Source organism: Micromonospora sp. WMMB235 (assembly GCF_001855515.1).
GTDB lineage: Bacteria > Actinomycetota > Actinomycetes > Mycobacteriales > Micromonosporaceae > Micromonospora > Micromonospora aurantiaca.
The window spans coordinates 2,981,817-3,002,031 of the sequence record NZ_MDRX01000001.1; the positions used below are offsets into that span (position 1 = coordinate 2,981,817).

The 20,215-nt window shown below is 72.6% G+C and carries 23 protein-coding genes; 3 read left to right on the forward strand and 20 right to left on the reverse strand.

Translation table 11 applies throughout. The annotated features are described in order from the left end of the window. Window positions 1-12: 12 nt before the first annotated feature. Window positions 13-618: a M23 family metallopeptidase gene (locus BFV98_RS12370; RefSeq protein WP_369830083.1), complete on the reverse strand. Its 606-nt coding sequence runs from the start codon at window positions 616-618 to the stop codon at window positions 13-15. 210 nt (window positions 619-828) lie between these two features. On the opposite strand from BFV98_RS12370, the gene BFV98_RS12375 reads away from it, so the two are divergent. Next, window positions 829-1,488 (forward strand): SAM-dependent methyltransferase, encoded by a 660-nt coding sequence (locus BFV98_RS12375; protein ID WP_071096373.1) that lies wholly within the window; start codon window positions 829-831, stop codon window positions 1,486-1,488. Beyond that, window positions 1,485-2,591 carry a sulfite oxidase gene (locus tag BFV98_RS12380; RefSeq protein ID WP_071096374.1) on the forward strand — a complete coding sequence of 369 codons (1,107 nt, stop codon included), beginning with the start codon at window positions 1,485-1,487 and terminating at the stop codon, window positions 2,589-2,591. Before BFV98_RS12375 ends, BFV98_RS12380 begins: the two co-directional genes overlap by 4 nt. A gap of 25 nt (window positions 2,592-2,616) precedes the next feature. Here BFV98_RS12380 and BFV98_RS12385 read toward each other — a convergent pair whose 3' ends face one another. From BFV98_RS12385 to proS, 12 genes are all read right to left on the reverse strand, one after another. Then, complete coding sequence (locus BFV98_RS12385; protein ID WP_011905215.1) at window positions 2,617-2,940, reverse strand: DUF2469 domain-containing protein; 324 nt, start codon at window positions 2,938-2,940, stop codon at window positions 2,617-2,619. Beyond that, window positions 2,937-3,812, reverse strand: coding sequence for a ribonuclease HII (locus BFV98_RS12390; RefSeq protein ID WP_071096376.1), 876 nt, complete (start codon window positions 3,810-3,812; stop codon window positions 2,937-2,939). Before BFV98_RS12390 ends, BFV98_RS12385 begins: the two co-directional genes overlap by 4 nt. Continuing rightward, window positions 3,806-4,273: an NUDIX hydrolase gene (locus BFV98_RS12395; RefSeq protein WP_047894128.1), complete on the reverse strand. Its 468-nt coding sequence runs from the start codon at window positions 4,271-4,273 to the stop codon at window positions 3,806-3,808. The genes BFV98_RS12390 and BFV98_RS12395 overlap by 7 nt, the downstream gene beginning before the upstream one ends. A gap of 91 nt (window positions 4,274-4,364) precedes the next feature. Then, window positions 4,365-4,997, reverse strand: coding sequence for a signal peptidase I (gene lepB, locus BFV98_RS12400; protein WP_013284593.1), 633 nt, complete (start codon window positions 4,995-4,997; stop codon window positions 4,365-4,367). Continuing rightward, entirely contained in the window at window positions 4,994-5,878 is an 885-nt protein-coding gene (gene lepB, locus BFV98_RS12405) for a signal peptidase I (protein ID WP_030269959.1), read from the reverse strand. Before lepB (BFV98_RS12405) ends, lepB (BFV98_RS12400) begins: the two co-directional genes overlap by 4 nt. Before the next feature lie 168 nt (window positions 5,879-6,046). Beyond that, window positions 6,047-6,406: a 50S ribosomal protein L19 gene (rplS, locus tag BFV98_RS12410; RefSeq protein ID WP_013284591.1), complete on the reverse strand. Its 360-nt coding sequence runs from the start codon at window positions 6,404-6,406 to the stop codon at window positions 6,047-6,049. 143 nt (window positions 6,407-6,549) lie between these two features. Continuing rightward, window positions 6,550-7,338 carry a tRNA (guanosine(37)-N1)-methyltransferase TrmD gene (gene trmD, locus BFV98_RS12415; protein ID WP_071096378.1) on the reverse strand — a complete coding sequence of 263 codons (789 nt, stop codon included), beginning with the start codon at window positions 7,336-7,338 and terminating at the stop codon, window positions 6,550-6,552. A gap of 14 nt (window positions 7,339-7,352) precedes the next feature. After that, window positions 7,353-7,892, reverse strand: a complete 540-nt coding sequence (gene rimM, locus BFV98_RS12420; protein WP_013474369.1) for a ribosome maturation factor RimM — start codon at window positions 7,890-7,892, stop codon at window positions 7,353-7,355. Beyond that, window positions 7,892-8,152 carry an RNA-binding protein gene (locus tag BFV98_RS12425; protein WP_026268109.1) on the reverse strand — a complete coding sequence of 87 codons (261 nt, stop codon included), beginning with the start codon at window positions 8,150-8,152 and terminating at the stop codon, window positions 7,892-7,894. The genes rimM and BFV98_RS12425 overlap by 1 nt, the downstream gene beginning before the upstream one ends. Beyond that, a complete protein-coding gene (gene rpsP, locus BFV98_RS12430; RefSeq protein ID WP_013284587.1) occupies window positions 8,127-8,582 on the reverse strand; it encodes a 30S ribosomal protein S16 in 456 nt (151 codons plus the stop codon). Before rpsP ends, BFV98_RS12425 begins: the two co-directional genes overlap by 26 nt. A gap of 242 nt (window positions 8,583-8,824) precedes the next feature. Then, window positions 8,825-9,472 (reverse strand): DUF402 domain-containing protein, encoded by a 648-nt coding sequence (locus BFV98_RS12435; protein WP_013474368.1) that lies wholly within the window; start codon window positions 9,470-9,472, stop codon window positions 8,825-8,827. 76 nt (window positions 9,473-9,548) lie between these two features. After that, window positions 9,549-10,955, reverse strand: a complete 1,407-nt coding sequence (gene proS, locus BFV98_RS12440; RefSeq protein ID WP_030269967.1) for a proline--tRNA ligase — start codon at window positions 10,953-10,955, stop codon at window positions 9,549-9,551. Between the two features lie 199 nt (window positions 10,956-11,154). On the opposite strand from proS, the gene BFV98_RS12445 reads away from it, so the two are divergent. Continuing rightward, a complete protein-coding gene (locus tag BFV98_RS12445) occupies window positions 11,155-11,748 on the forward strand; it encodes a TetR/AcrR family transcriptional regulator (RefSeq protein WP_013284583.1) in 594 nt (197 codons plus the stop codon). A gap of 19 nt (window positions 11,749-11,767) precedes the next feature. Here the strand turns inward: BFV98_RS12445 and BFV98_RS12450 are convergent, their stop codons facing one another. From BFV98_RS12450 to BFV98_RS12480, 7 genes are all read right to left on the reverse strand, one after another. After that, window positions 11,768-12,847 (reverse strand): amidohydrolase family protein, encoded by a 1,080-nt coding sequence (locus BFV98_RS12450; RefSeq protein WP_013474365.1) that lies wholly within the window; start codon window positions 12,845-12,847, stop codon window positions 11,768-11,770. An 18-nt stretch (window positions 12,848-12,865) separates the two neighbouring features. After that, a complete protein-coding gene (locus BFV98_RS12455) occupies window positions 12,866-13,447 on the reverse strand; it encodes a Uma2 family endonuclease (protein WP_013284581.1) in 582 nt (193 codons plus the stop codon). Window positions 13,448-13,514: 67 nt separating this feature from the next. After that, window positions 13,515-15,068, reverse strand: a complete 1,554-nt coding sequence (gene ffh / locus BFV98_RS12460; protein ID WP_013474363.1) for a signal recognition particle protein — start codon at window positions 15,066-15,068, stop codon at window positions 13,515-13,517. A 114-nt stretch (window positions 15,069-15,182) separates the two neighbouring features. Beyond that, window positions 15,183-17,447 carry a [protein-PII] uridylyltransferase gene (locus BFV98_RS12465; RefSeq protein WP_013284579.1) on the reverse strand — a complete coding sequence of 755 codons (2,265 nt, stop codon included), beginning with the start codon at window positions 17,445-17,447 and terminating at the stop codon, window positions 15,183-15,185. 17 nt (window positions 17,448-17,464) lie between these two features. Further along, on the reverse strand, window positions 17,465-17,803 hold the full coding sequence (locus BFV98_RS12470) for a P-II family nitrogen regulator (protein ID WP_013284578.1): 339 nt from the start codon (window positions 17,801-17,803) through the stop codon (window positions 17,465-17,467). A 25-nt stretch (window positions 17,804-17,828) separates the two neighbouring features. Then, on the reverse strand, window positions 17,829-19,184 hold the full coding sequence (locus BFV98_RS12475) for an ammonium transporter (RefSeq protein WP_013284577.1): 1,356 nt from the start codon (window positions 19,182-19,184) through the stop codon (window positions 17,829-17,831). A gap of 166 nt (window positions 19,185-19,350) precedes the next feature. Next, window positions 19,351-20,214: an aminoglycoside phosphotransferase family protein gene (locus BFV98_RS12480; protein WP_174361701.1), complete on the reverse strand. Its 864-nt coding sequence runs from the start codon at window positions 20,212-20,214 to the stop codon at window positions 19,351-19,353. Window position 20,215: the final 1 nt, after the last annotated feature.

Below are 20,215 nucleotides of genomic sequence, written 5' to 3' on the forward strand. Positions count from 1 at the left end.
CAACACACCCGATCACCCGGCGGGGACGGGGTGCAGCGGCAGCAACCGGACGCGACCGAGCCCGAGCAGGGCCAGCGGATCGAGGTACTCCGCGTCGCGTCGCAGTCCCCAGTGCAGGCAGGCCGCCTCGGCGCAGCCCCGATGCCCGGCGAGCAGGTCGCCGACCGGCGTGCCGGCGTCCACAGGGGTACCGGCGGTGAGCCGGGAGCGGACCGGTTCGTATGTGGTGCGCAGCCCGTCGGAATGGCCGACGGTGAGCACCGGCCGGCCGGCGACGGTGCCGGCGAACAGGACGGTCCCGGCGCCGGCCGCCAGCACCGGGGCACCGGGTGCCGCGGCGAGGTCGACGCCCCGGTGCCCGGACAGCCAGGGCTGCGGCGGCGGGTCGAAGCGCCGCACCACCCGGGGCGCGCCCGGCAGCGGCCACCGGAACGGCCCGGCAGGCGCACCCCGAAGTCCCGCAGCCGAGCCGCCAGCCGCCGAAGCACCAGGAGCCGGGGCACCCGCTGATGCGGAACCATCCGGCCCACGCGCGGGTGCAGCCGGAGACGGCCCGACCGAGTAGACCCCGACCCGGGACGACAACGGCGACGGCCCGGCCGAGGGCGACGGCACCACGGCCCGGGACGGCGCGAGGGCGCCCGGCAGGCAGACGACGAGGAACAAACCCACGGCGTAAGAGATCGAGGAACGCACGCCGACCACCCTGCCCACCCCGGGCACCCTCCCGCGCACCCCACCCGCCGGCCCTGTGGACGACGCTCCGACTGTGGACGAGCGCCGAAATCGGGGCCGATCTGCTACGGCCCGGACGCCTATGCTGGCCGGGTGACGAAGGACTGGTACGCCTGGCACAGCGACTACGACCAGCCCGAGTCCGCACTGGCCCGGCGGCTCGCCGAGGTGCGGCAACGTGTCTCCGACGCCCTCGATGCGGCGCCGCCCGGTCCGCTGCGCGCGCTGAGTCTCTGCGCGGGTCAGGGCCGCGACCTGATCCCGGTGCTGGCCGCCCATCCCCGGGGCGCCGACGTGACCGCCCGCCTGGTCGAACTGGATCCGCGCAACGCCGATCCGGCCCGCCGCGCCGCCGCCGACGCCGGGCTCACCGGCGTGGAGGTGGTGACCGGGGACGCCTCGCTGATCGACCGCTACGCCGATCTGGCCCCAGCGGATCTGGTGCTGGTCTGCGGCATCTTCGGCAACATCAGCGACGACGACATCCGGGAAACGGTGCGGCACTGCGCCTCGCTCTGTGCCACCGGCGCCACGGTGCTGTGGACGCGGCACCGGCGCGAGCCGGACCTGGTGCCGGTCATCTGCGAGTGGTTCGCCGAGGAGGGCTTCGCGCCGGTCGCGGTGAACAGCCCGGCCGACGGTGTGGGCGTCGGCGCGCACCGCTTCACCGGCACGCCCCGCCCGCTGGCGCCAGGCGTGCGGATGTTCACGTTCGTGGGCTACGACGTGCTGGAGCGGACGGAGCAGGCATGACCACAGTGGACGACATCAGCCGGCCCTCGCGGGTGGCCGGGCCGGACGAGGCGATCAGCGCCGAGGAGCTTCAGCTCGCCGCGCGTAACCACGGCATCCCGCTGGAGGCGCTGCGGTACGACGTGACCCCGGCGGGTCTGCACTACCTGCTCATCCACTACGACATCCCGGACGTCGACCCGGCCGCGTACGCGCTGAGCGTGTCCGGCGCCCTCGAGCGTCCACTGCGGCTGGACCTGGCGGCGCTGCGCGACCGGCCCCGGGTGACGCACCGCGTGACGCTGGAGTGCGCCGGCAACGGCCGGGCGCTGCTGCATCCCCGCCCGGTGAGCCAGCCCTGGCTGGTGGAGGCGGTGGGCAACGCCGAGTGGACCGGTACGCCGCTGGCGCCGCTGCTGCGCGAGGCCGGCCTGTCCGGCGACGCGGTGGACGTGGTGTTCACCGGCGCGGATCACGGGGTGGAGCGTGGCGTCGAGCAGGACTACCAGCGGGCGCTGCCGGTGGCCGACGCGCTGCGCGAGGAGGTGCTGCTGGCGTACGAGATGAACGGCGCTCCCCTGCTGCCGCAGCACGGCGCGCCGCTGCGCCTGATCGTGCCCGGCTGGTACGGCATGGCGCACGTGAAGTGGCTGCGCGACATCACTGTGACGACCGAGCCGTTCGACGGCTACCAGAACGCGGTGGCCTACCGGCTGCGGCGCGACGCCGACGACCCGGGCGTGCCGGTGACCCGGATCGAGCCGCGTGCGCTGGTGCGTCCGCCCGGGTTCCCGGACTTCATGTCCCGCACCCGGGTGCTGCGGCCCGGACCGTGCACTCTGGACGGCCGGGCCTGGTCCGGCCACGCGCCGGTGACCTCGGTCGAGGTGACGGTGGACGGCGGCGAGACGTGGACACCGGCGGTCCTGGACGAGCCGGCCGGGGGCGAGTGGGCGTGGCGCCTATGGTCGGTCAGTTGGACGGCGACGCCGGGGCGGTACGTGCTCGGCGCCCGGGCGACCGACGCGTCGGGGCGTACCCAGCCGGTCGAGCAGCCGTGGAACCGGGGCGGGTTCGCGAACAACCTGGTGCAGCGGGTCGAGGTGGTCGTGCCGGCGGAGTGATCCGAGGGCGTTCAGCCGCCCGTGGTCAGCTCCCGAATCCGGAATCTGCGGGAAGCGAGATGTCGGGCTTTTCGAGCTCTTCCACATTGACGTCCTTGAACGTCATCACTCGAACATTCTTGACGAAACGGGCAGGCCGGTACATGTCCCACACCCAGGCGTCGTGCATCTCGACCTCGAAGTAGACCTCGCCGTCGGAGTTGCGCACGTGCAGGTCGACCTGGTTGGCCAGGTAGAAACGGCGCTCGGTCTCCACCACGTAGGAGAACTGGCGGACGATGTCCCGGTACTCCCGGTAGAGCTGCAGCTCCATCTCGGTCTCGTACTTCTCGAGATCTTCCGCGCTCATCGCACTCCGCCTTCCATGACCACATCTTCCCCCACCGACGCCGGAGGTCGCGGCTGCTCGCCCAACGCCACGCCGACGGTACCCCCTGACGGGCCGCAGTGCCCCATCGGCTCGTCCGGGCGGCCGGCGAACGCTCCGGGCCCGAGACCCGGCAGCCCGGCCGCGGGCTCGGGCGACGCCGCGTCGGCGCCCGCCGGGCGGCGGGCGCGGGGAGGCCGGCCGTCCCGTCCGGAGACGGCGGCCACGTTCACGTACGAGAAGCGGTGTTCCCGGCAGGGCCCGAGCGCGCGCAGGGCGGCGCTGTGCTCGGCGGTGATGTAGCCCTTGTGCTCGGCGAAGCCGTAGCCGGGGAACCGCCCGTCCAGTTCCACCATGATCCGGTCCCGGGTGACCTTCGCGAGCACGCTCGCCGCCGCCACACACGCGGCCACCCGGTCGCCCTTCCAGACCGCCAGGCCCGGCACGTCCAGCCCGTCGACGCCGAAGCCGTCGGTCAGCACGTACTCCGGGCGGGTGGTGAGCGAGGCGAGCGCCCGGCGCATCGCGGCGAGATTGCACACGTGCAGCCCGCGGGCGTCGACCTCCTCGGCCGGGATGACCACCACGGCGTACGCCAGGGCCCGCGCCACCACCTCGTCGTGGACGCGCTCGCGTGCGGCGGGGGTGAGCAGCTTCGAGTCGGCCAGCTCGTCGACCTCGCCGCGCCGGCCCTCGGGCAGGATCGCGGCGGCGGCCACCAGCGGCCCGGCGCAGGCGCCCCGGCCGGCCTCGTCGGCGCCCGCCACGTGCCGGAAGCCACGCCGTTGCAGGGCGCGCTCCAGCGCGTAGAGGCCGCCGTCGCGGCGGACCACGGTGCGCGGCGGGGTCAGCATGCGCTGCCTCCGGCCAGCACGGCGCCGAGCCGGCCGGGCAGGTCCGGCGGGTAGTAGCGCTCGGCGGTGGCGGCCAGCTCGGCGACCGGCCACCAGCGGTGCCCGTGCACGCTCGCCCGTTCGACGTCGTTGAAGCCGGTCGTGTCGACGTCCCAGCCCGTCACCCGGACCAGGTAGAACTGCTGGTCCTGGCGGTACCAGACGCCGTCGAACGGGAACTCGACGGTCTCCGACCAGACCGGCGCGCCCAGTTCGGCCGGGGCCAGCCGCAGGCCGGTCTCCTCGGCCAGCTCCCGGGCGGCGCCGTCGGCCGGGGACTCCCCCGGGTCCAGCCCGCCGCCGGGGGTGAACCAGTAGCGGTGACCCGGCCGGGCCGGATCACTGCCCTCGAAGAGCAGCACCCGGTCGGACGCGTCGACCAGCAGCACCCGGGCCGCGCGACGAGGGGTGTAGACGGTCACCGCACCAGCCTGCCAGACGCCTGCGACGAACGACCACGCCCTCCCGCCGTCGAGGCGTGGCAGGCGTGCCGGAGCCTGGCGCGGGGCCGGCTCAGGGATTGGGGATCCCGTCGAACTGCTCGGGGACGCTGAGCCAGGTCGCACGGCTGACCGGCCAGAAGATGGTGAAGGCCCGGCCGACGACCTCGCCCTCGGGGATGGTGGCGACGTTGATGTCCTCGCCCGACTGCTGCCAGTGCTCCAGCGAGTCGCCTGAAGCCTCCCGGTGGTCACCCATGACCCACAGGCGCCCCTTCGGCACGGTGATGTCGAAGTCCTGGTCGGCGGGCTTGTTGCCGGGGAAGATGAACGGCTCGTCGATCGGCTTGCCGTTGATGATCAGCCGCTCCTGGCCGCCGGTGCGGTCGCAGCAGACCACGTGATCGCCGCCGACGCCGATGACCCGCTTGATGAAGTCCTCACCGTCGGGGTTGCCGCTCCACTCGGTGGGCGCCTTGAAGACGATCACCTCACCCCGGTGCGGCGAGCGGAAGTCGTAGACCAGCTTGTTGACAAGCACCCGATCGTCGATCTTGAGGGTGTTCTCCATGGACGGCGACGGGATGAAGAAGGTCTGCAGCACGAAGGCACGCACCAGCACCGCGACCAGGATCGCCACGCCCAGGAGGATGGGCAGCTCCTTCCAGAAGGAGCTGCGGGGCTTCTCGGTCTGCTCGTCGATCACGGGAGGAGCCTACGTCGCCGGGTACGGAGCGGTCGCCCCGAACCCGCCAGAACGGTGAGCGTCGCCGCGAGCGGGAGGATCAGGACGACGCCGCCGACCGGGTCGGGATCCACAGGCACCGGCCCGGGCGCCGCCGCGGCGTCCGCGCGCGGCACGCTCGCGAACGTCTCCGGTACGGGCAGACCGGTCCACCGCTGCGACGGCCAGACGATCATGAAGGCGCGGCCGACCACGTTCTCGATCGGCACCGGCCCCTGACATCGGGCGTCCTGCGAGACGAGCCGGTGGTCGCCCATCACGAAGATCTGCCCCGGCGGCACCACCACCTCGGTGAACTGCCGGGACCGGCACTCCTTCGGATTGGGCGGCAGCTCGACCGGGGAGTCCTCGGAGACGTACGCCGTCTCGTCCAGCGGCACCCCGTTGACCACCACCCGGCCGTCGTCGCAGCACCAGACCTTGTCGCCAGGTACGCCGATGACGCGCTTGATGAAGTCCTTCTCGCCGGGGCGGCTGACGCCCACCAGGTCACCGAGCGTACGGCCGACCCGGCCGGCGAAGTCGGCCGGCGGCGCGGGCGCCTCCTGGGCGACCCAGCGGTCGGTGCCCCGGAACACCACCACCTCGCCGCGGACCGGGTCGCGGACGTCGTAGACGACCTTGTTGACGAGCACCCGGTCACCGACGAGCAGCGTGTTCTCCATCGACCCGGAGGGGATGAAGAACGCCTGGAGCAGGAACGTACGGATCAGCACCGCGAGGCAGAACGCCACGATCAGCAGCAACGGCAGCTCCTGCCAGAGCGGCATCTGGCGGCGGCCACGGCGGGCCCGCCGGCGCCAGGGATCGACGGCGCCGTCCTCGTCAACCATCTGCACCATGCCACTCTCCGGTCCGCGGAAACGACACTACCGCCCGGGAGTCCCCTCGGAGACCCCACGGGCGGTAGTGGACCGTTTCGCACCGTCCGGCTGCGCCCGTACCGACCAGGGTAATGCGGTCTGGTCGATACGACATCCGCGCAGGCCGGGCGGCGTGGCGAACGTGGATCAGTTCGCCGGCTGCTTCTCCCGCAGCTCCTTGATCTTGGCCTTCTTGCCGCGCAGCTCACGCAGGTAGTAGAGCTTGGCGCGACGCACGTCACCGCGGGTCACGACCTCGATCCGGTCGATGCCCGGGCCGTTGAGCGGGTAGGTCCGCTCCACGCCGACACCGAAGCTGACCTTGCGGACCGAGAAGGTCTCGCGCAGGCCGTCACCCTGGCGGCGGATGACGACGCCCTGGAAGATCTGGACCCGGGAGCGGTTGCCCTCGACGACCCGCGCGTGCACCTTGACGGTGTCACCGGCACGGAAGTCGGGCAGGTCGGTACGCTTCGACTGGGCGTCAAGGGCGTCCAGGATGTTCATCGCTGCGTCCTCGTGAGGCTCACGGCGCATCGTCAGTCGATGCGCGGATGGGTGATTCTGACCCCCGGGTGGTGACCGGCGAGGCCGGCCCCGGTCGAGGGTCCTCGCAGCCGCCCACGGCGTGGACGGATGCGGCAACCCCTCTACTTTGCCACATGCCCCGGTGGCGGGGAAAATCCGCCCCGGTCCAGCGTCGCCCGGTCCCGCTTGTCGAGCGTCTCCGGTGCCAGCGCGCCGATCATGTCGGGGCGCCGGGCCGCCGTCCGCAGCAGCGACTCGTCCCGCCGCCAGCGGTCGATCCGGGCGTGGTCGCCGGAGCGCAGCACCTCGGGCACGTCCAGCCCGCGCCAGCTCGCCGGCTTGGTGTAGAGCGGGGCCTCCAGCAGCCCGTGCGCGTGCGACTCCTCGTCCAGCGACCCGGCGTTGCCGAGCACACCGGGCAGCAGCCGGGTGACCGCCTCCAGGATCACCAGCACGGCCACCTCGCCGCCGAACAGCACGTAGTCGCCGAGGGAGACCTCGGTCACCGGCATCCGGGTCGCGGCGTGGTCCAGCACCCGCTGGTCGATGCCCTCGTACCGGCCGCAGGCGAACAGCAGGTGCGACTCGCCGGCCAGCTCGTGCGCCAGGGCCTGGGTGAACGGGACGCCCGCGGGCGACGGCACGAGCAGCCGGGGCAGCGTGTGCCCGTCCGGGCTCAGCTCGCCCGGCGCCAGCGCGTCCAGCGCCTCACCCCACGGCTCCGGACGCATGACCATGCCCGGACCGCCGCCGTAGGGCGTGTCGTCGACGGTGCGGTGCACGTCGTGGGTCCAGGTCCGCAGGTCGTGTACGGCCAGCCGCAGCGTGCCGTTCGCGCGGGCCTTGCCGATGAGCGAGAGGTCCAGCGGGGCGAAGTACTCGGGGAAGATCGACACGATGTCGACGCGCATGCGGTGGGCTCCAGCTAGAGGTCGAGCAGGCCACCGGGCAGGTCGACGACGACGCGACCGCCGGCCAGATCCACCTCGGGCACGATCGCCTTGACGAACGGGACCAGCGCGGTACGCCCCTCGGGGCGCCGCAGCACCAGCATGTCGGACGCGGGCGCGTGGTCGATGCGGGCCACCTCGCCCACGTGCTCGCCGTCGCGGGTGACCACTGTGAGCCCGACCAGCTGGTGGTCGTGGAACTCCTCCGGGTCCTCCGGCGGGGCGACGTCGGCGCTGTCCACGCCGAGCAGCGTGTTGCGCAGCGCCTCGGCGACGTCGCGCTCCAGCACGCCCTCGAAGGCGACGAGCAGACGGCCCTGATGCCAGCGGGCCGACTCGACGGTGAGCGTCGGGGGCACCCGCCAGGCGCCGGGCTCCGACGGGACCACCCCCGGCTCGGTGGTCAACACCGAACCGGGGGCGAACCGTGCTTCGGGCTCGTCGGTACGCACCTCCACGGTGACCTCACCACGGATGCCGTGCGGCTTACCGATCCGGCCGACGACGAGAAGCATCAGTACGAGTCGACGATGTCGACGCGTACCCCACGCCCGCCGATGGAGCCGATCACCTGGCGCAGCGCCTTGGCGGTCCGGCCGGACCGCCCGATCACCGTGCCGAGGTCCTCGGGGTGCACGCGGACTTCGAGGCGCTTGCCCCGACGGGAGTCGACCATGCGCACCCGGACGTCGTCCGGGTGGTCGACGATGCCCTTGACCAGGTGCTCCAGAGCGGGACGCAGCGGCATGTCAGGCCTGCTCGCCGGACTCGGCACCGGTCTGCTCCTCGGCCTTGGCCTCGGCCTTCGGCTCCTCCGCCTTGGCGGCGGCCTTCTTGGCCGGCTTCGCCGGGGTGTCGGCCACGCCGGCGGCGGCCTTCGCCTCGGCCTCGTACGCCGCCTTGCGGTCGGCCCGCTCGGGGGCGACCTTCAGCGGCGGCGGCGCGGGCAGGCCCTTGAACTTCTGCCAGTCACCGGTCAGCTCCAGCAGGCGCTGCACGGCCTCGCTCGGCTGGGCGCCGACCGAGAGCCAGTACTGGACCCGCTCCGACTTGACCTCGATCACCGAAGGGTCTTCCTTCGGCTGGTACACACCGACGAACTCGATCGCGCGACCGTCACGCTTGGTGCGCGAGTCGGCGATGACGATGCGGTACTGCGGGTTGCGGATCTTGCCCATCCGCAGGAGCCGGATCTTTACGGCCACAGTTGTTTCGCTCCTGTTGCGATCTCACCGGCCCGTACGGGCGGTGTGGCGGGTGAGCGCCGACCGGCACAGTGGGGTTTGGGCCGGAGACTGCTCGGTGAACTGGCGACGCGCCCGGGTTAGAGGGCGCCGGACGCGTGCCGGATACCAGCGAACCATTCTGCCAGATCCGGACCGGAACTCTCACACCGGACCCGGACACCACGCCCGGGGCGGGCCGGGCCGTGACCGAGGACACTCGTTCAGCGCACCGGCGGGCGGTCCCACCCCGGCGGAAGTACGTCCGGTACGTCCCATTCCGCGGGTGGGGTGAAGTCGCACCAGGTGCCGTCGAACGGGAACTCCCCCGCCTCGGCGATCCGGATCACCCGCTCGCCCTCGGCGCGTACCGCCTTCTCGTCGGTCACCCAGTAGTGCTCCGGGAACGCCAGCCGCTCGGCGAACTCGTCCTCGTCCTTCCACTCCCAGCTCAGGTCCGGGTGGACCACGACGTCGAGATCCTGGTCGACCATGTCGACCCCGGCCACCGTGCCGTCGTCCCAGCGGACGCCGGGCTCCTCCAGGTTCACGTACCAGTTCTGGAAGCGGCCCGCCGCGTCACGGAACCACCAGACCGAGTGGGCCGCGCCGGTGGGCAGGAACTTCAGCACCGGCGGGCCGTTCCACAGCCCCTGCGCGAGCCGGTAGGACGACGTCACCCACTCGGCGAACGGCACCGCCCGCATGCCCAGGCCGGCGGCGTTCACCTCGTGCGCGACAGGCGCCTCGCGCGCCACCCAGAGCACCAGGCCGCGCTCGTCGTCGGAGACCACCCGGGCCGACCGGACCCAGCCGATCCGGCCGTTGCGCACGTTCCGGTGCATGATCAGCCGCCCCGGCTCGAACCGCACGCTCACCCCCGCCGTCGTGTTAACAAGGGGCCCCTCCTCTGCGGAATGCGTTAAGAAGGGGCCCTTCCTTACACCCTCAGTAGGCGCGGGCGAGGATCGCCACCAGGTCGGGCTCGTCCTCCGAGTCCGGCACCGAGCCGTCGGCGCGTACCAGGCAGCGGACCGTCACGCCCTGAGCGTTCGCCTCGGCCTCGCCCTCGACGCCGACCGCCGACCACGGCACCCGCGCCCAGCCGGTGGCGGACGCCTCGATCGCCTCGGCCAGCGTCGACACCTCGACGGTGCGGGACCGGCGGAACTCCAGCGCCTGGTCGTGCAGCGCCTGCTGGTCGGCCTCCAGCGCGGCCAGGACCGCGCCGACCACGTCGGCCACCGGCGTCGGGGCCTTCGAGCCGTCCGTACGCCGGACCACCACCGCGTTGCCGGCGGCCAGGTCACGCGGGCCTACCTCGACGCGTACCGGGTAGCCGCGCAGCTCGGCGTCGACGGCGCGGCGGCCGAACGCGGTGTCGGTCCGGTCGTCGAGCGCCACCCGCACCCCGGCGTCACGCAGCGCGTCGTGAAGCTTTCGCGCCGCCTCGCCGACGCCCTCGCCGTCCTTGACGATCATCACGTACGCCTGGACCGGCGCCAGCTTCGGCGGCACCCGCAGCCCGTTGTCGTCGCCGTGGCACATGATCAGGCCACCGAGCATCCGGGTGGAGGTGCCCCAGGAGGTGGTCCACGCGTGCTCCCGGCCGCCCTCGGCCGAGGAGTAGCTGATGTCGAACGCCTTGGCGAAGTTCTGGCCCAGCTCGTGGCTGGTGCCCAGCTGGAGTGCCTTGCCGTCGCCCATCATGCCTTCGCACGTGTACGTGGCGGTGGCGCCGGCGAAGCGCTCCCGGGCGGTCTTCAGGCCGACCACCACCGGGATGCCGAGCACGTTGACCATCAGGTCCTCGTACGCCTCGTGCAGGATCCGCCGCGCGTAGGCGCGGGCGTCCTCGCGCGTCGCGTGCGCGGTGTGCCCCTCCTGCCAGAGGAACTCGCTGGTACGCAGGAAGATCCGCGGGCGCAGCTCCCACCGGACCACGTTCGCCCACTGGTTGAGCAGCAGCGGCAGGTCGCGGTACGAGTCGATCCACTTGGCCATGAACTCACCGATGACCGTCTCGCTCGTGGGGCGCACCACCACCGGCTCGGCGAGCTGCTTGCCGCCACCGTGCGTGACGACTGCCAGCTCCGGCGAGAAGCCCTCGACGTGCTCGGCCTCCCGCTTGAGGTAGCTCTCCGGGATGAACAGCGGGAAGTACGCGTTCTCCGCGCCGGCCGCCTTGATCCGGGCGTCCATCTCGGCCTGCATCCGCTCCCAGATGGCGTAGCCGGCCGGTCGGATCACCATGGTCCCCCGGACCGGGCCGTTGTCGGCCAGCTTCGCCTTGGCGATCAGGTCCTGGTACCAGCGGGGAAAGTCCTCCGCACGGGGAGTGAGCACGCGTGCCATGACCACGCATCCTATGCGTCCCGTCACGGGTGGGCGCAGCCGGGCGCGCCCGCACTACCGTCTGCCGTCATGCTCTCCACCACCCCGGCGCCGGGGACGCACCACCTGACCTTCGCCGGCCACGACGGCGGGCGGTTCCGGGCCGAGGCGGAGTACGAACTCGAGGTGCGCTGAGCAGCGCCCGTAGACTTCGATCACCATGTCTAAGCCGAGGAACGTCACTCCGGTGCGCGAGACGATCGTCGACGCCGCCCGTTCGCTGACCGTCACGACCGGCTGGGCCGGGGTCCGGATGGGTGCCGTCGCCAGCGCCGCAGGGGTGAGCCGGCAGACGGTCTACAACGAGTTCGGCACCAAGGCGGGCCTGGGCGAGGCGCTGGCCCGGCACGAGGTGGACCGGTTCGTCGGCCAGGTCCGGTCCGCGCTCGACGAACACGACTCCGACGTCCGCGCGGCAGCGTACGCGGCGATCCACCGCACGCTGGCCTCGGCCGCCGAGAACCCGCTGGTCCGGGCGGTGCTGACCAGCACCCGGGGCGGCTCGGAGGAGCTTCTGCCGTACCTGACCACCCGGTCCGAGCTGGTGCTCGCCGAGGCCGCGGCGGCGCTGCTGGAGTGGACCGGCGAGCGCCTGCCGGACGCCGATCCGGCGGCCCTCGCGTTCGCCGCGGACAGCGTCGTACGTCTGGTGGTGAGCCACATCGTGCTGCCCGGGGGCCCGGTCGACGAGACCGCCGACCGGCTGGCCGACCTGGCGGTGCGCCTGTTCCTGATGGCGGCGACCGCCCGCTAGACCCGTCGCCGTCGGCCGGTCAGCGGACGACCCGGCCGCGCAGCACGATCCGGCTGGGCGTCCGGACCACACGCAGGTCGCGGCGCGGGTCCTCGGGGTAGACCACCAGGTCGGCGAGGCCGCCCTCGACGAGCCCGGGGAAGCCGAGCCACTCCCGGGCCCGCCAGGAGGCGGCGGCGAGCACGTCCGTGGCCGACATGCCGGCCTGCTCGTGCAGCAGCAGCATCTCCTCGGCCGCCAGGCCGTGGTCGATGCCGCCGCCCGCGTCGGTGCCGACGTAGATCGGCACACCCGCCTCGTGCGCGGCGCGCACCACCTCGGGGAAGCGGTCGCGCAGGCCGAGCATGTGGTCGGCGTACCCGGGGAACTTCGGGCGGGCCTGCTCGGCGATGTGGCCGAACGTCCGGATGTTGATCATCGTGGGGACCAGCGCGGTGCCCTGCCGGGCCATCAGGTCGATCAGGTCGAGGCTCAGCCCGGTGCCGTGCTCCACCGAGTCGACACCGGCCCGCACCATGATCTCCACGGCCGACTCGGAGAACGTGTGCACCGCGGCGCGTACCCCGGCGGCGTGCGCGGCGGCGACCGCCGCGGTCATGGTGTCGGCGTCCCAGGCCGGCGCCAGGTCGCCGACGCCCCTGTCGATCCAGTCGCCGACCAGCTTGACCCAGCCGTTGCCGGCCGCGGCCTGCGCGGCCACCGTCGCGGCGACCTCCGCCGCGCCGACCTCCACGCCGATGTCGCGCAGGTAGCGCTTGGGCGGTGCGACGTGCCGGCCCGCGCGGGCCAGTCGCGGCAGGTCCGGCTCGTCCTCCAGTTCGGGGTACGGGTACGGCGACCCGGCGTCCCGGATCGCCAGCACACCGGCGTCCCGGTCGATCCGGGCCAGTTCCCGCGCCTGGTCGAGGGAGGTGATCGGGCTGCCGCCGCGGGCGATGCCGATGTGGCAGTGCGCGTCGGTCAGGCCGGGCAGCACGAAGCCGCCGTCGGCCACCGTCTCGGCGCCGGGCACCGGTTCGAAGGTGACCCGGTCGCCGACCAGCCAGACGTCCCGGACCTCGTCGTCGGGAAGGAACACACCGCGCACGTGCAGAGCCATGTGCACAGTCCTACCCGATCAGTCCTCCTCGACGGCGAGCAGGTCGTTACGGCGCGCGGTCAGCGCCGGCAGATCGACCGAGACCTTCCACGGCCGCTCGGTGACGAACAGGTCCTCGGTGTGGGCCAGTTGCTCGTACTCGCGGGCGGCGCCGTCGAGCGTGTACTCGGTGAGTGCGATCCGCTCGTGCTGCGGATCCACCACCCAGTAGGAGCGGACCCCGGAGCGGGAGTAGACCTTCGCCTTGTCGTACAAATCGCGGAAGTGCGACGTCGGCGAGACGACCTCGACGGCGAGCAACGCGTCCTCGACCGGGACGGGCGACCGGCCGGCGTGCTTGCGCCGGATCACCACCACATCGGGGCGCGGCTCGTTGCGGCGGTCCACGCGCATGGACAGGTCGATGCTCACCAGGAACTCCGGCGGGCAGTTGACGCGCAGCGCGAGCAGCAACTCGACGCAGATCTCCTGGTGCAGGGCGGTGGGTGACGGCACGATCAACCTTCCGTTGATCAGTTCGTACGGAAGGTCCTTGGGCAGTTCGCCCAGGTCGTCGACCGTCCACTCGTGCCGCTCCGGCAGGATCGGGGCCGCGGTCATTGACATCTCCTTCCAGGGGGCGACATCACCCTAAGAGAGAGCGACGTCGCCCACCGTCACCGACACGCTAGCGGGGGCCCTTGTCGCCGCCCTTGCCGAGCTTGTTGAAGTCGATCTTCGGCAGCTTGAAGCCCGGCGGCAGGCCCTGCCCACCGGCCAGGTCACCCGGGTCCAGGCCCGGCGGGAGCTGCGGCATCCCGCCCGGGAAACCGCCCGGCATGCCGGCGCCGGTACGCGGCCGCCCGCCGCCCTTCGTGCCCTTGCGCTTGTTCTTCGGCGACTTGGTCGCCTTGCGCCGGCCACCGCCGGGCAGGCCCATCATGCCGCCCATCTGCTTCATCATCTTTTGCGCGTCGGCGAAGCGGTTGAGCAGCTGGTTGACGTCCATGACGGTGACGCCGGAACCGTTGGCGATACGGGCCCGGCGGGACCCGTTGATGATCTTCGGGGTGGTGCGCTCGGCCGGGGTCATCGACCGGATGATCGCGGTGACCCGGTCGAAGTGCTTGTCGTCCAGCTCGGCGAGCTGGTCCTTCATCTGCCCCATGCCCGGCATCATGGCCAGCACGTTGGCGATCGGGCCCATCCGCCGGACCGCGATGAGCTGATCGAGGAAGTCCTCCAGCGTGAAGGTCTCCCCGCCCATCAGCTTGGCGGTCATCTTCTCCTTCTGATCGGTGTCGAAGGCCGCCTCGGCCTGCTCGATCAGAGTGAGGACGTCGCCCATGCCGAGGATCCGGCTGGCCATCCGGTCCGGGTGGAAGACGTCGAAGTCCTCCAGCTTCTCGCCGGTGGAGGCGAACAGGATCGGCTGGCCGGTCACCTCGCGGACGGAGAGCGCGGCGCCACCGCGGGCGTCGCCGTCGAGCTTGGACAGCACCACGCCGGTGATGCCGACGCCGTCGCGGAACGCCTCGGCGGTGCGCACCGCGTCCTGGCCGACCATGGCGTCGATGACGAAGATGACCTCGTCGGGCTGGACCGCGTCGCGGATGTTCGCGGCCTGCTGCATCATCTCGGTGTCGATACCGAGGCGGCCGGCGGTGTCGACGATGACGATGTCCCGGGCGGCGCGGCGGGCGTGCTCGATCGAGTCGCGGGCCACCTGCACCGGGTCACCGACGCCGTTGCCGGGCGCCGGGGCGTACACCTCGACGCCGGCCCGGCCACCGAGCACCTGGAGCTGCCCGACGGCGTTGGGACGCTGGAGGTCGGCGGCGACGAGCAGCGGCTGGTGGCCCTGGCTCTTGAGCCAGCGGGCCAGCTTGCCGGCGAGCGTCGTCTTGCCGGAACCCTGGAGGCCGGCCAGCATGATCACGGTCGGCGGGTGCTTGGCGAACTGGAGCCGCCGCCCCTCGCCGCCGAGGATGTTGATCAGCTCCTCGTTGACGATCTTGACGATCTGCTGCGCCGGGTTGAGCGCCTGGGAGACCTCGGCGCCGCGCGCCCGCTCCTTGACGTTCGCGATGAAGCCCTTGACCACCGGCAGGGCGACGTCGGCCTCCAGCAACGCCATCCGGATCTCGCGCGCGGTGGCGTCGATGTCGGCGTCGGTGAGCCGGCCCTTGCCGCGGAGCTTGGTGAAGATCCCGGACAGGCGGTCACTCAAGGTGTCAAACACGCGAACATCCCGTTTGTCGTTTTCGGCGGGCACATGCTGCCGGGCCGGTGGTCCAGCCCACCGTTAGGGTAGCCCGCCGCCCATCCGCCCGCTCCGGCCCGGCGGCCCGTTCCACTACACGGCGGCCAGCACGGCGGCCTCGATCCGGGCCCGTTCCTCGTCCGACGGCCAGCCGCCGACCAGGTAGAACGCGTCCACCACGTCGCCGCCCAGCGTCGAGATCCGGGCCGCCCGCACCTGGGCGCCCGCGTCGTCCAGCGCGCAGGTGACCCGGTACAGCAGTCCGGCCGCGTCGGCGGCCCGCAGCTCCAGCAGGACCGCGTCGGTGGCCGCCTCCCGGTGCCAGACCACCCGTGGGGCGGCGCCCTGGCTGCGCGCGGCCAGGGCCCGGCCGCGCAGCCGCTGGATGACCGAGACGTCGCCGCCGACCGCGCGGCGCAGGTCGGCGCTGAGCGCGATCGGGTCCGGGGCCAGCCCGTAACGCGGCTGCACCCGGCACTCGACCAGGGCGCGGCCGTCGACGGTGGCGGCGTCCGCGGAGATCACCTCCAGGCGGTGCAGCGCCAGGCACCCGGCGACAGTCGCGAGCAGTCCGCGCCGGTCGGCGGCGGCCACCGACACCCGGTCCTCCCCCAGGTGTACGACAGGCAGCGGCCCGGCCACGAGCGCCGGGTCGGGGGCCGGCGGGGCGGGCACCACGCCGGTGTCCAGCGTGGTGCGCACCCGGCTCACCAGCTCGGCGATCAGCCGGCCCTTCCAGCCGGACCAGGCCGCCGGGCCGGTGGCGGCGGCGTCGGCACGGACCAGGGCGTGCAGCAGTTCCAGCGTGCCGGTGTCGCCGACGCGCTCGGCGACGCCGGCGACGGTCTTCGGATCGGACAGGTCGCGCCGGGTCGCCACGTCGGGCAGCAGGAGGTGCAGCCGGACCAGCGTGCCGATCAGCGCCGCCTCGGCCGGCGGCAGCCCGATCCGGGTGGCGACCGCCTCGGCCGGCGGCGCGCCGACCACCGAGTGGTCACCGTCCAGCCCTTTGCCGATGTCGTGCAGGAACGCGCCGAGCAGCAGCAGGTCAGGTCGTTCCACGTCGCGGGTGTGCCGGCTCGCCTCGTACGCGGTCTGCACCAGGTGCCGGTCGAGCGTGAACCGGTGCACCGGGTTGTGCTGGGGCAGGCTGCGCATCCGGGTCCACTCGGGCAGCCAGCGGTCGATCAGCCCGTACCTGTCGCAGGTCTCCCAGGCGGGCACCAGGCCGGGACCGGCGCCGAGCAGGGTGATCAGCGCGGCGCGGGCCGCCGGTGGCCAGGGCGCGGGCAGCGGCGGACAGTACGCGGCCAGCCACTCGCAGGTGGCCCGCGCGATCGGCAGCCGGGTGGTGGCGGCAGCGGCGGCCACGCGCAGCGACAGGCTCGGGTCGGGGCGGGCCCCGATGGCGGTACGGGCGAGCACCAGTTCGCCGTCCTGCTCCACCACGTCCCGGGCGACCGGGCGGCGCAGCGGCCGGCCGGGCGCGGCGCGGTGCCGGCCGGAGCGGAGCCGGTCGGCGGCCCGCCAGGCGTCGTCGAGGGCGTGGCTCACCGTGCGGGCGTCGCCGGCCACCAGCCGCAGCAGCGCGTCGCCGTCCTCGGCGCCGAGCAGGCGCGCCACGCCGTCGCGTTCCTGGGCGACCAGGCGGTCGACCCGGCGGCCCACCTGCTGGTGCAGCGCGTCGCGGGTGTCCAGCAGCCGCCGGTGTGCCGCGTGCACGGCGGGGCGGAGCGCGTCGGTGACCCCGGCGGTGGCGATGGCGCGCAGGATGCCCACGTCGCGCAGCCCGCCGGACGCCTCCTTGAGGTCGCCTTCGAGCAGGAACGCCAGTTCGCCGTGCGCCTCCCAGCGGGCGGAGGTGATCTCGCGCAGGCCGGGGAGCTGGCGGATCGCGGTCCGCCGCCAGTGGTCGGTGGCGGTACGGGAGAGCTGGTCGGTGAGCGCCGGGTCGCCCGCCACGTGCCGGGCGTCGAGCAGGCCGAGGGCGACCTTGACGTCGTCCTGGGCCACCGACAGCGCCTCGGCGACGGTGCGCACCGAGTGGTCCAGCCGCAGTCCGGCGTCCCAGATCGGATACCACAGCGACGCGGCCAGCTCGTCGATGCCGGGCACCCCGGCGTGCAGCAGCACCAGGTCGAGGTCGCCGTAGGGGGCGCACTGACGGCGGCCCAGCCCGCCCACCGCGACGAGCGCCACCCCGTCCCGGTCCGGGAAGGCCCGGCACAGCCAGGCGTCGAGCGCGTCGGCCCGCGCGGACCGGGCCGCCGCGCCGATCCCTGCGGGTACGCCGGCGACCTCGTTGACCACGGGCGCGCCGTCCCCGGTGGGGGCGGCGGCCGTGGTCAACGAGGTCACGTCGGCGGGTCCGGCGATCAGAGGGCGTCGAGCCCGCGCTCGCCGGTACGCACCCGGACGACCTCCTCGACGCCGGTCACCCAGACCTTGCCGTCGCCGATCTTGCCGGTCCGGGCGGCGCCGACGATCGCGTCCACGATCTTGTCGACGTCCATCTCGTCGGTGAGCACCTCGACCCGGATCTTGGGCAGGAACTCGACCGTGTACTCGGCACCCCGGTAGACCTCGGTGTGCCCCTTCTGCCGGCCGTAGCCCTGGACCTCGCTGACGGTCAGCCCGGCCACGCCGAGCGCGTGCAGAGCCTCCTTCACCGCGTCCAGCTGGTACGGCTTGATGACCGCGGTCACCAGCTTCATGTCCAACCCCTCCATCCCAGGAACGTTAACCGGCGACCTTCTCGCTGACCGGCGCGGACTCGTCGGTCTCGACAGCGGGCTCCGCGGCCGGCTTGCCGGCGCCGATCCCGGCCATCGCGAACGCGCCACCGCTGCTGCCCGTGGTGGGCGACAGGTCGTAGCCGCTCTCCGCGTGCTCGGCGATGTCGATGCCGTCGACCTCGGCCTCGGCGGAGACCCGCAGGCCGATCGTCTTGTCGATCACGAAGCCCAGGGCGAAGGCGACCACGAAGGAGTAGACGCTGACGATCAGCGCGCTGATCGCCTGCTTGCCGAGCAGCGACGCATCGCCGCCGACGAACAGGCCGTCGGTCTCCACCAGCGAGCTGACCGAGGCGGTGCCGAACAGGCCGATCCAGAGGCAGCCGATCCAGCCGCCGACGAAGTGCACGCCCACCACGTCGAGCGAGTCGTCGTAGCCGAGCCGGTACTTCAGGCCGACCGCGAGGGCGCAGACCGCACCGGCCACCACGCCCAGCAGCACCGCTGCGGCCGGGGTGATGAACGCACAGGCCGGGGTGATCGCGACCAGGCCGGCGATGGCGCCGGACGAGGCGCCGACCAGGGTCGGCTTGCCGTCGCGCAGCCACTCCACCACGATCCAGCCGAGCAGCGCGGCGGCGGTGGCGACCTGGGTGTTGATGAACGCCAGCGCGGTGACCCCGTCGGCGGTCAGCTCGGAACCGGCGTTGAAGCCGAACCAGCCGAACCACAGCAGCGCGGCGCCGAGGGCGACCATCGGGACGTTGTGCGGCTTCATGCTCTCGCGCGGCCAGCCGACCCGCTTGCCGAGCACGAGCACCAGCGCGAGCGCCGCCGCACCGGCGTTGATGTGCACAGCGGTACCACCGGCGAAGTCCAGCGCGCCGATGTCGCCGCCGATCAGCCCGCCGCCCCAGACCATGTGGGCGACCGGGAAGTAGACCAGGGTGGCCCAGCCGAACGCGAACAGCAGCCAGCCGGCGAACTTCACCCGGTCGGACAGCGCGCCGCTGATCAGCGCCACGGTGATGATCGCGAACATCATCTGGAAGGCGATGAAGACGTAGATCGGGATGCCGGTCTCGCCCCACAGGTCGTTCTCGCCGACGAAGGTCTTGGTGCCCAGGTACTGGCCCAGGTCACCCCAGAACCTGCCGCCCTCGCCGAAGGCGACGGTGAAGCCGTAGAAAAGCCACAGGATGCTGACGAGCCCGATGGACGAGAAGCTCATCATCATCATGTTCAGAACGCCCTTGGACCGGTTCAGGCCGCCGTAGAACAGCGCGAGACCGGGGGTCATGAGCAGCACGAGGGCAGTCGAGACAAGCAACCAGGCAGTGTTCCCGGTGTCGATCTCCACGCTGCCTCCTCTCGTTGTCGTATTCCTCCCTCCGACTGAGACCTGGCAGCATCGCCCGTCAGCCGGTTGCGCGGAAGCTTTGTCGCCGGCTGTTTCCTTCAGCGACACCGCGCGATTTCCGACGCGTGACGGGTTGTTTCCGGCGTGTGAAGAACGCCGATCTTGCTCAGCGCAGCGCGTACTCCAGCTGGTGCCGCTCGTAGTCGAGCAGCCGCAGGTCACGCATAGGCCGACGCAGGTGGCCCTTGTGGACGATCCGGACGAACGCCGGCTCACCGGCGGCGGCCATCCGCCGGATGCCCTCGACGTGGTCGACGATGCGCTTGCGGATGGTCCGGATGAGCCGGTGCCGGTCGCGCGGGATCAGCCCGTACGCGTCGGCGAACAGCCGCAGCCGGCGCGGCCGGTCCGGGTGCTTCCAGCCGAGCGTGATCGAGTCCCGGTCGGAGAAGATCGGCACCCAGGTCCAGGCGGCGTACGCCACGTCGTAGATGCGGGCGCCGGGCGAGGCGAGGTCGAAGTCGATCAGCCCGAGCGTGCCGTCCGGCCGCCAGATCACGTTGTGCGGCGCGGCGTCGTGGTGGCAGATGACCTCGGTGTCCGGCGGGGGCGGCCCGAACGAGCGCCAGACCGCGCCGGGCGGCGGGGTGAAGCCGTACTGCGCGTCGTGGAACATCCGCAGCATGGTGGCCACCGTGACCAGGGCCTCGTCGGTGACCCAGTGCGGGGCCAGCGGGTACTCCCCGCACTCCCCCTCCAGGTACGACAGGACCTCCCGGTTGCGCTCGTCCATGCCGAGCGCCCGGGGCGCGCCGGTGAATCCGACGTACTCCAGGTGGCGCAGCAGCGCGTGCACGGAGGGCGTCCACGGGCCGGCGTTGCGCCGGACCGTGTCTCCCACACGGACCACGGTGCTCACGTTCCCGCCGTGCAGCGGGATCTCCTGCGAAGTCACGTACGGTCTCCCGAGGCGTGGCGACGGGTGGCTGGGGTCGCGCCACCCCGCGTAGGCGCGATCGTCAGTCGTCACG

Bases quoted from the DNA above. Each gene is read 5' to 3' on its own strand.
- rplS (WP_013284591.1), bottom strand. From the start codon at position 6,406: ATGAACATCCTGGACGCCCTTGACGCCCAGTCGAAGCGTACCGACCTG.
- BFV98_RS12470 (WP_013284578.1), bottom strand. From the start codon at position 17,803: ATGAAGCTGGTGACCGCGGTCATCAAGCCGTACCAGCTGGACGCGGTG.
- BFV98_RS12450 (WP_013474365.1), bottom strand. From the start codon at position 12,847: ATGGCTCTGCACGTGCGCGGTGTGTTCCTTCCCGACGACGAGGTCCGG.
- BFV98_RS12390 (WP_071096376.1), bottom strand. From the start codon at position 3,812: ATGCTGACCCCGCCGCGCACCGTGGTCCGCCGCGACGGCGGCCTCTAC.
- BFV98_RS12380 (WP_071096374.1), top strand. From the start codon at position 1,485: ATGACCACAGTGGACGACATCAGCCGGCCCTCGCGGGTGGCCGGGCCG.
- proS (WP_030269967.1), bottom strand. From the start codon at position 10,955: ATGGCACGCGTGCTCACTCCCCGTGCGGAGGACTTTCCCCGCTGGTAC.
- trmD (WP_071096378.1), bottom strand. From the start codon at position 7,338: ATGCGCGTCGACATCGTGTCGATCTTCCCCGAGTACTTCGCCCCGCTG.
- rimM (WP_013474369.1), bottom strand. From the start codon at position 7,892: ATGCTTCTCGTCGTCGGCCGGATCGGTAAGCCGCACGGCATCCGTGGT.
- BFV98_RS12455 (WP_013284581.1), bottom strand. From the start codon at position 13,447: ATGACCGCGGCCCCGATCCTGCCGGAGCGGCACGAGTGGACGGTCGAC.
- BFV98_RS12385 (WP_011905215.1), bottom strand. From the start codon at position 2,940: ATGAGCGCGGAAGATCTCGAGAAGTACGAGACCGAGATGGAGCTGCAG.
- BFV98_RS12445 (WP_013284583.1), top strand. From the start codon at position 11,155: ATGTCTAAGCCGAGGAACGTCACTCCGGTGCGCGAGACGATCGTCGAC.
- lepB (WP_030269959.1), bottom strand. From the start codon at position 5,878: ATGGTGCAGATGGTTGACGAGGACGGCGCCGTCGATCCCTGGCGCCGG.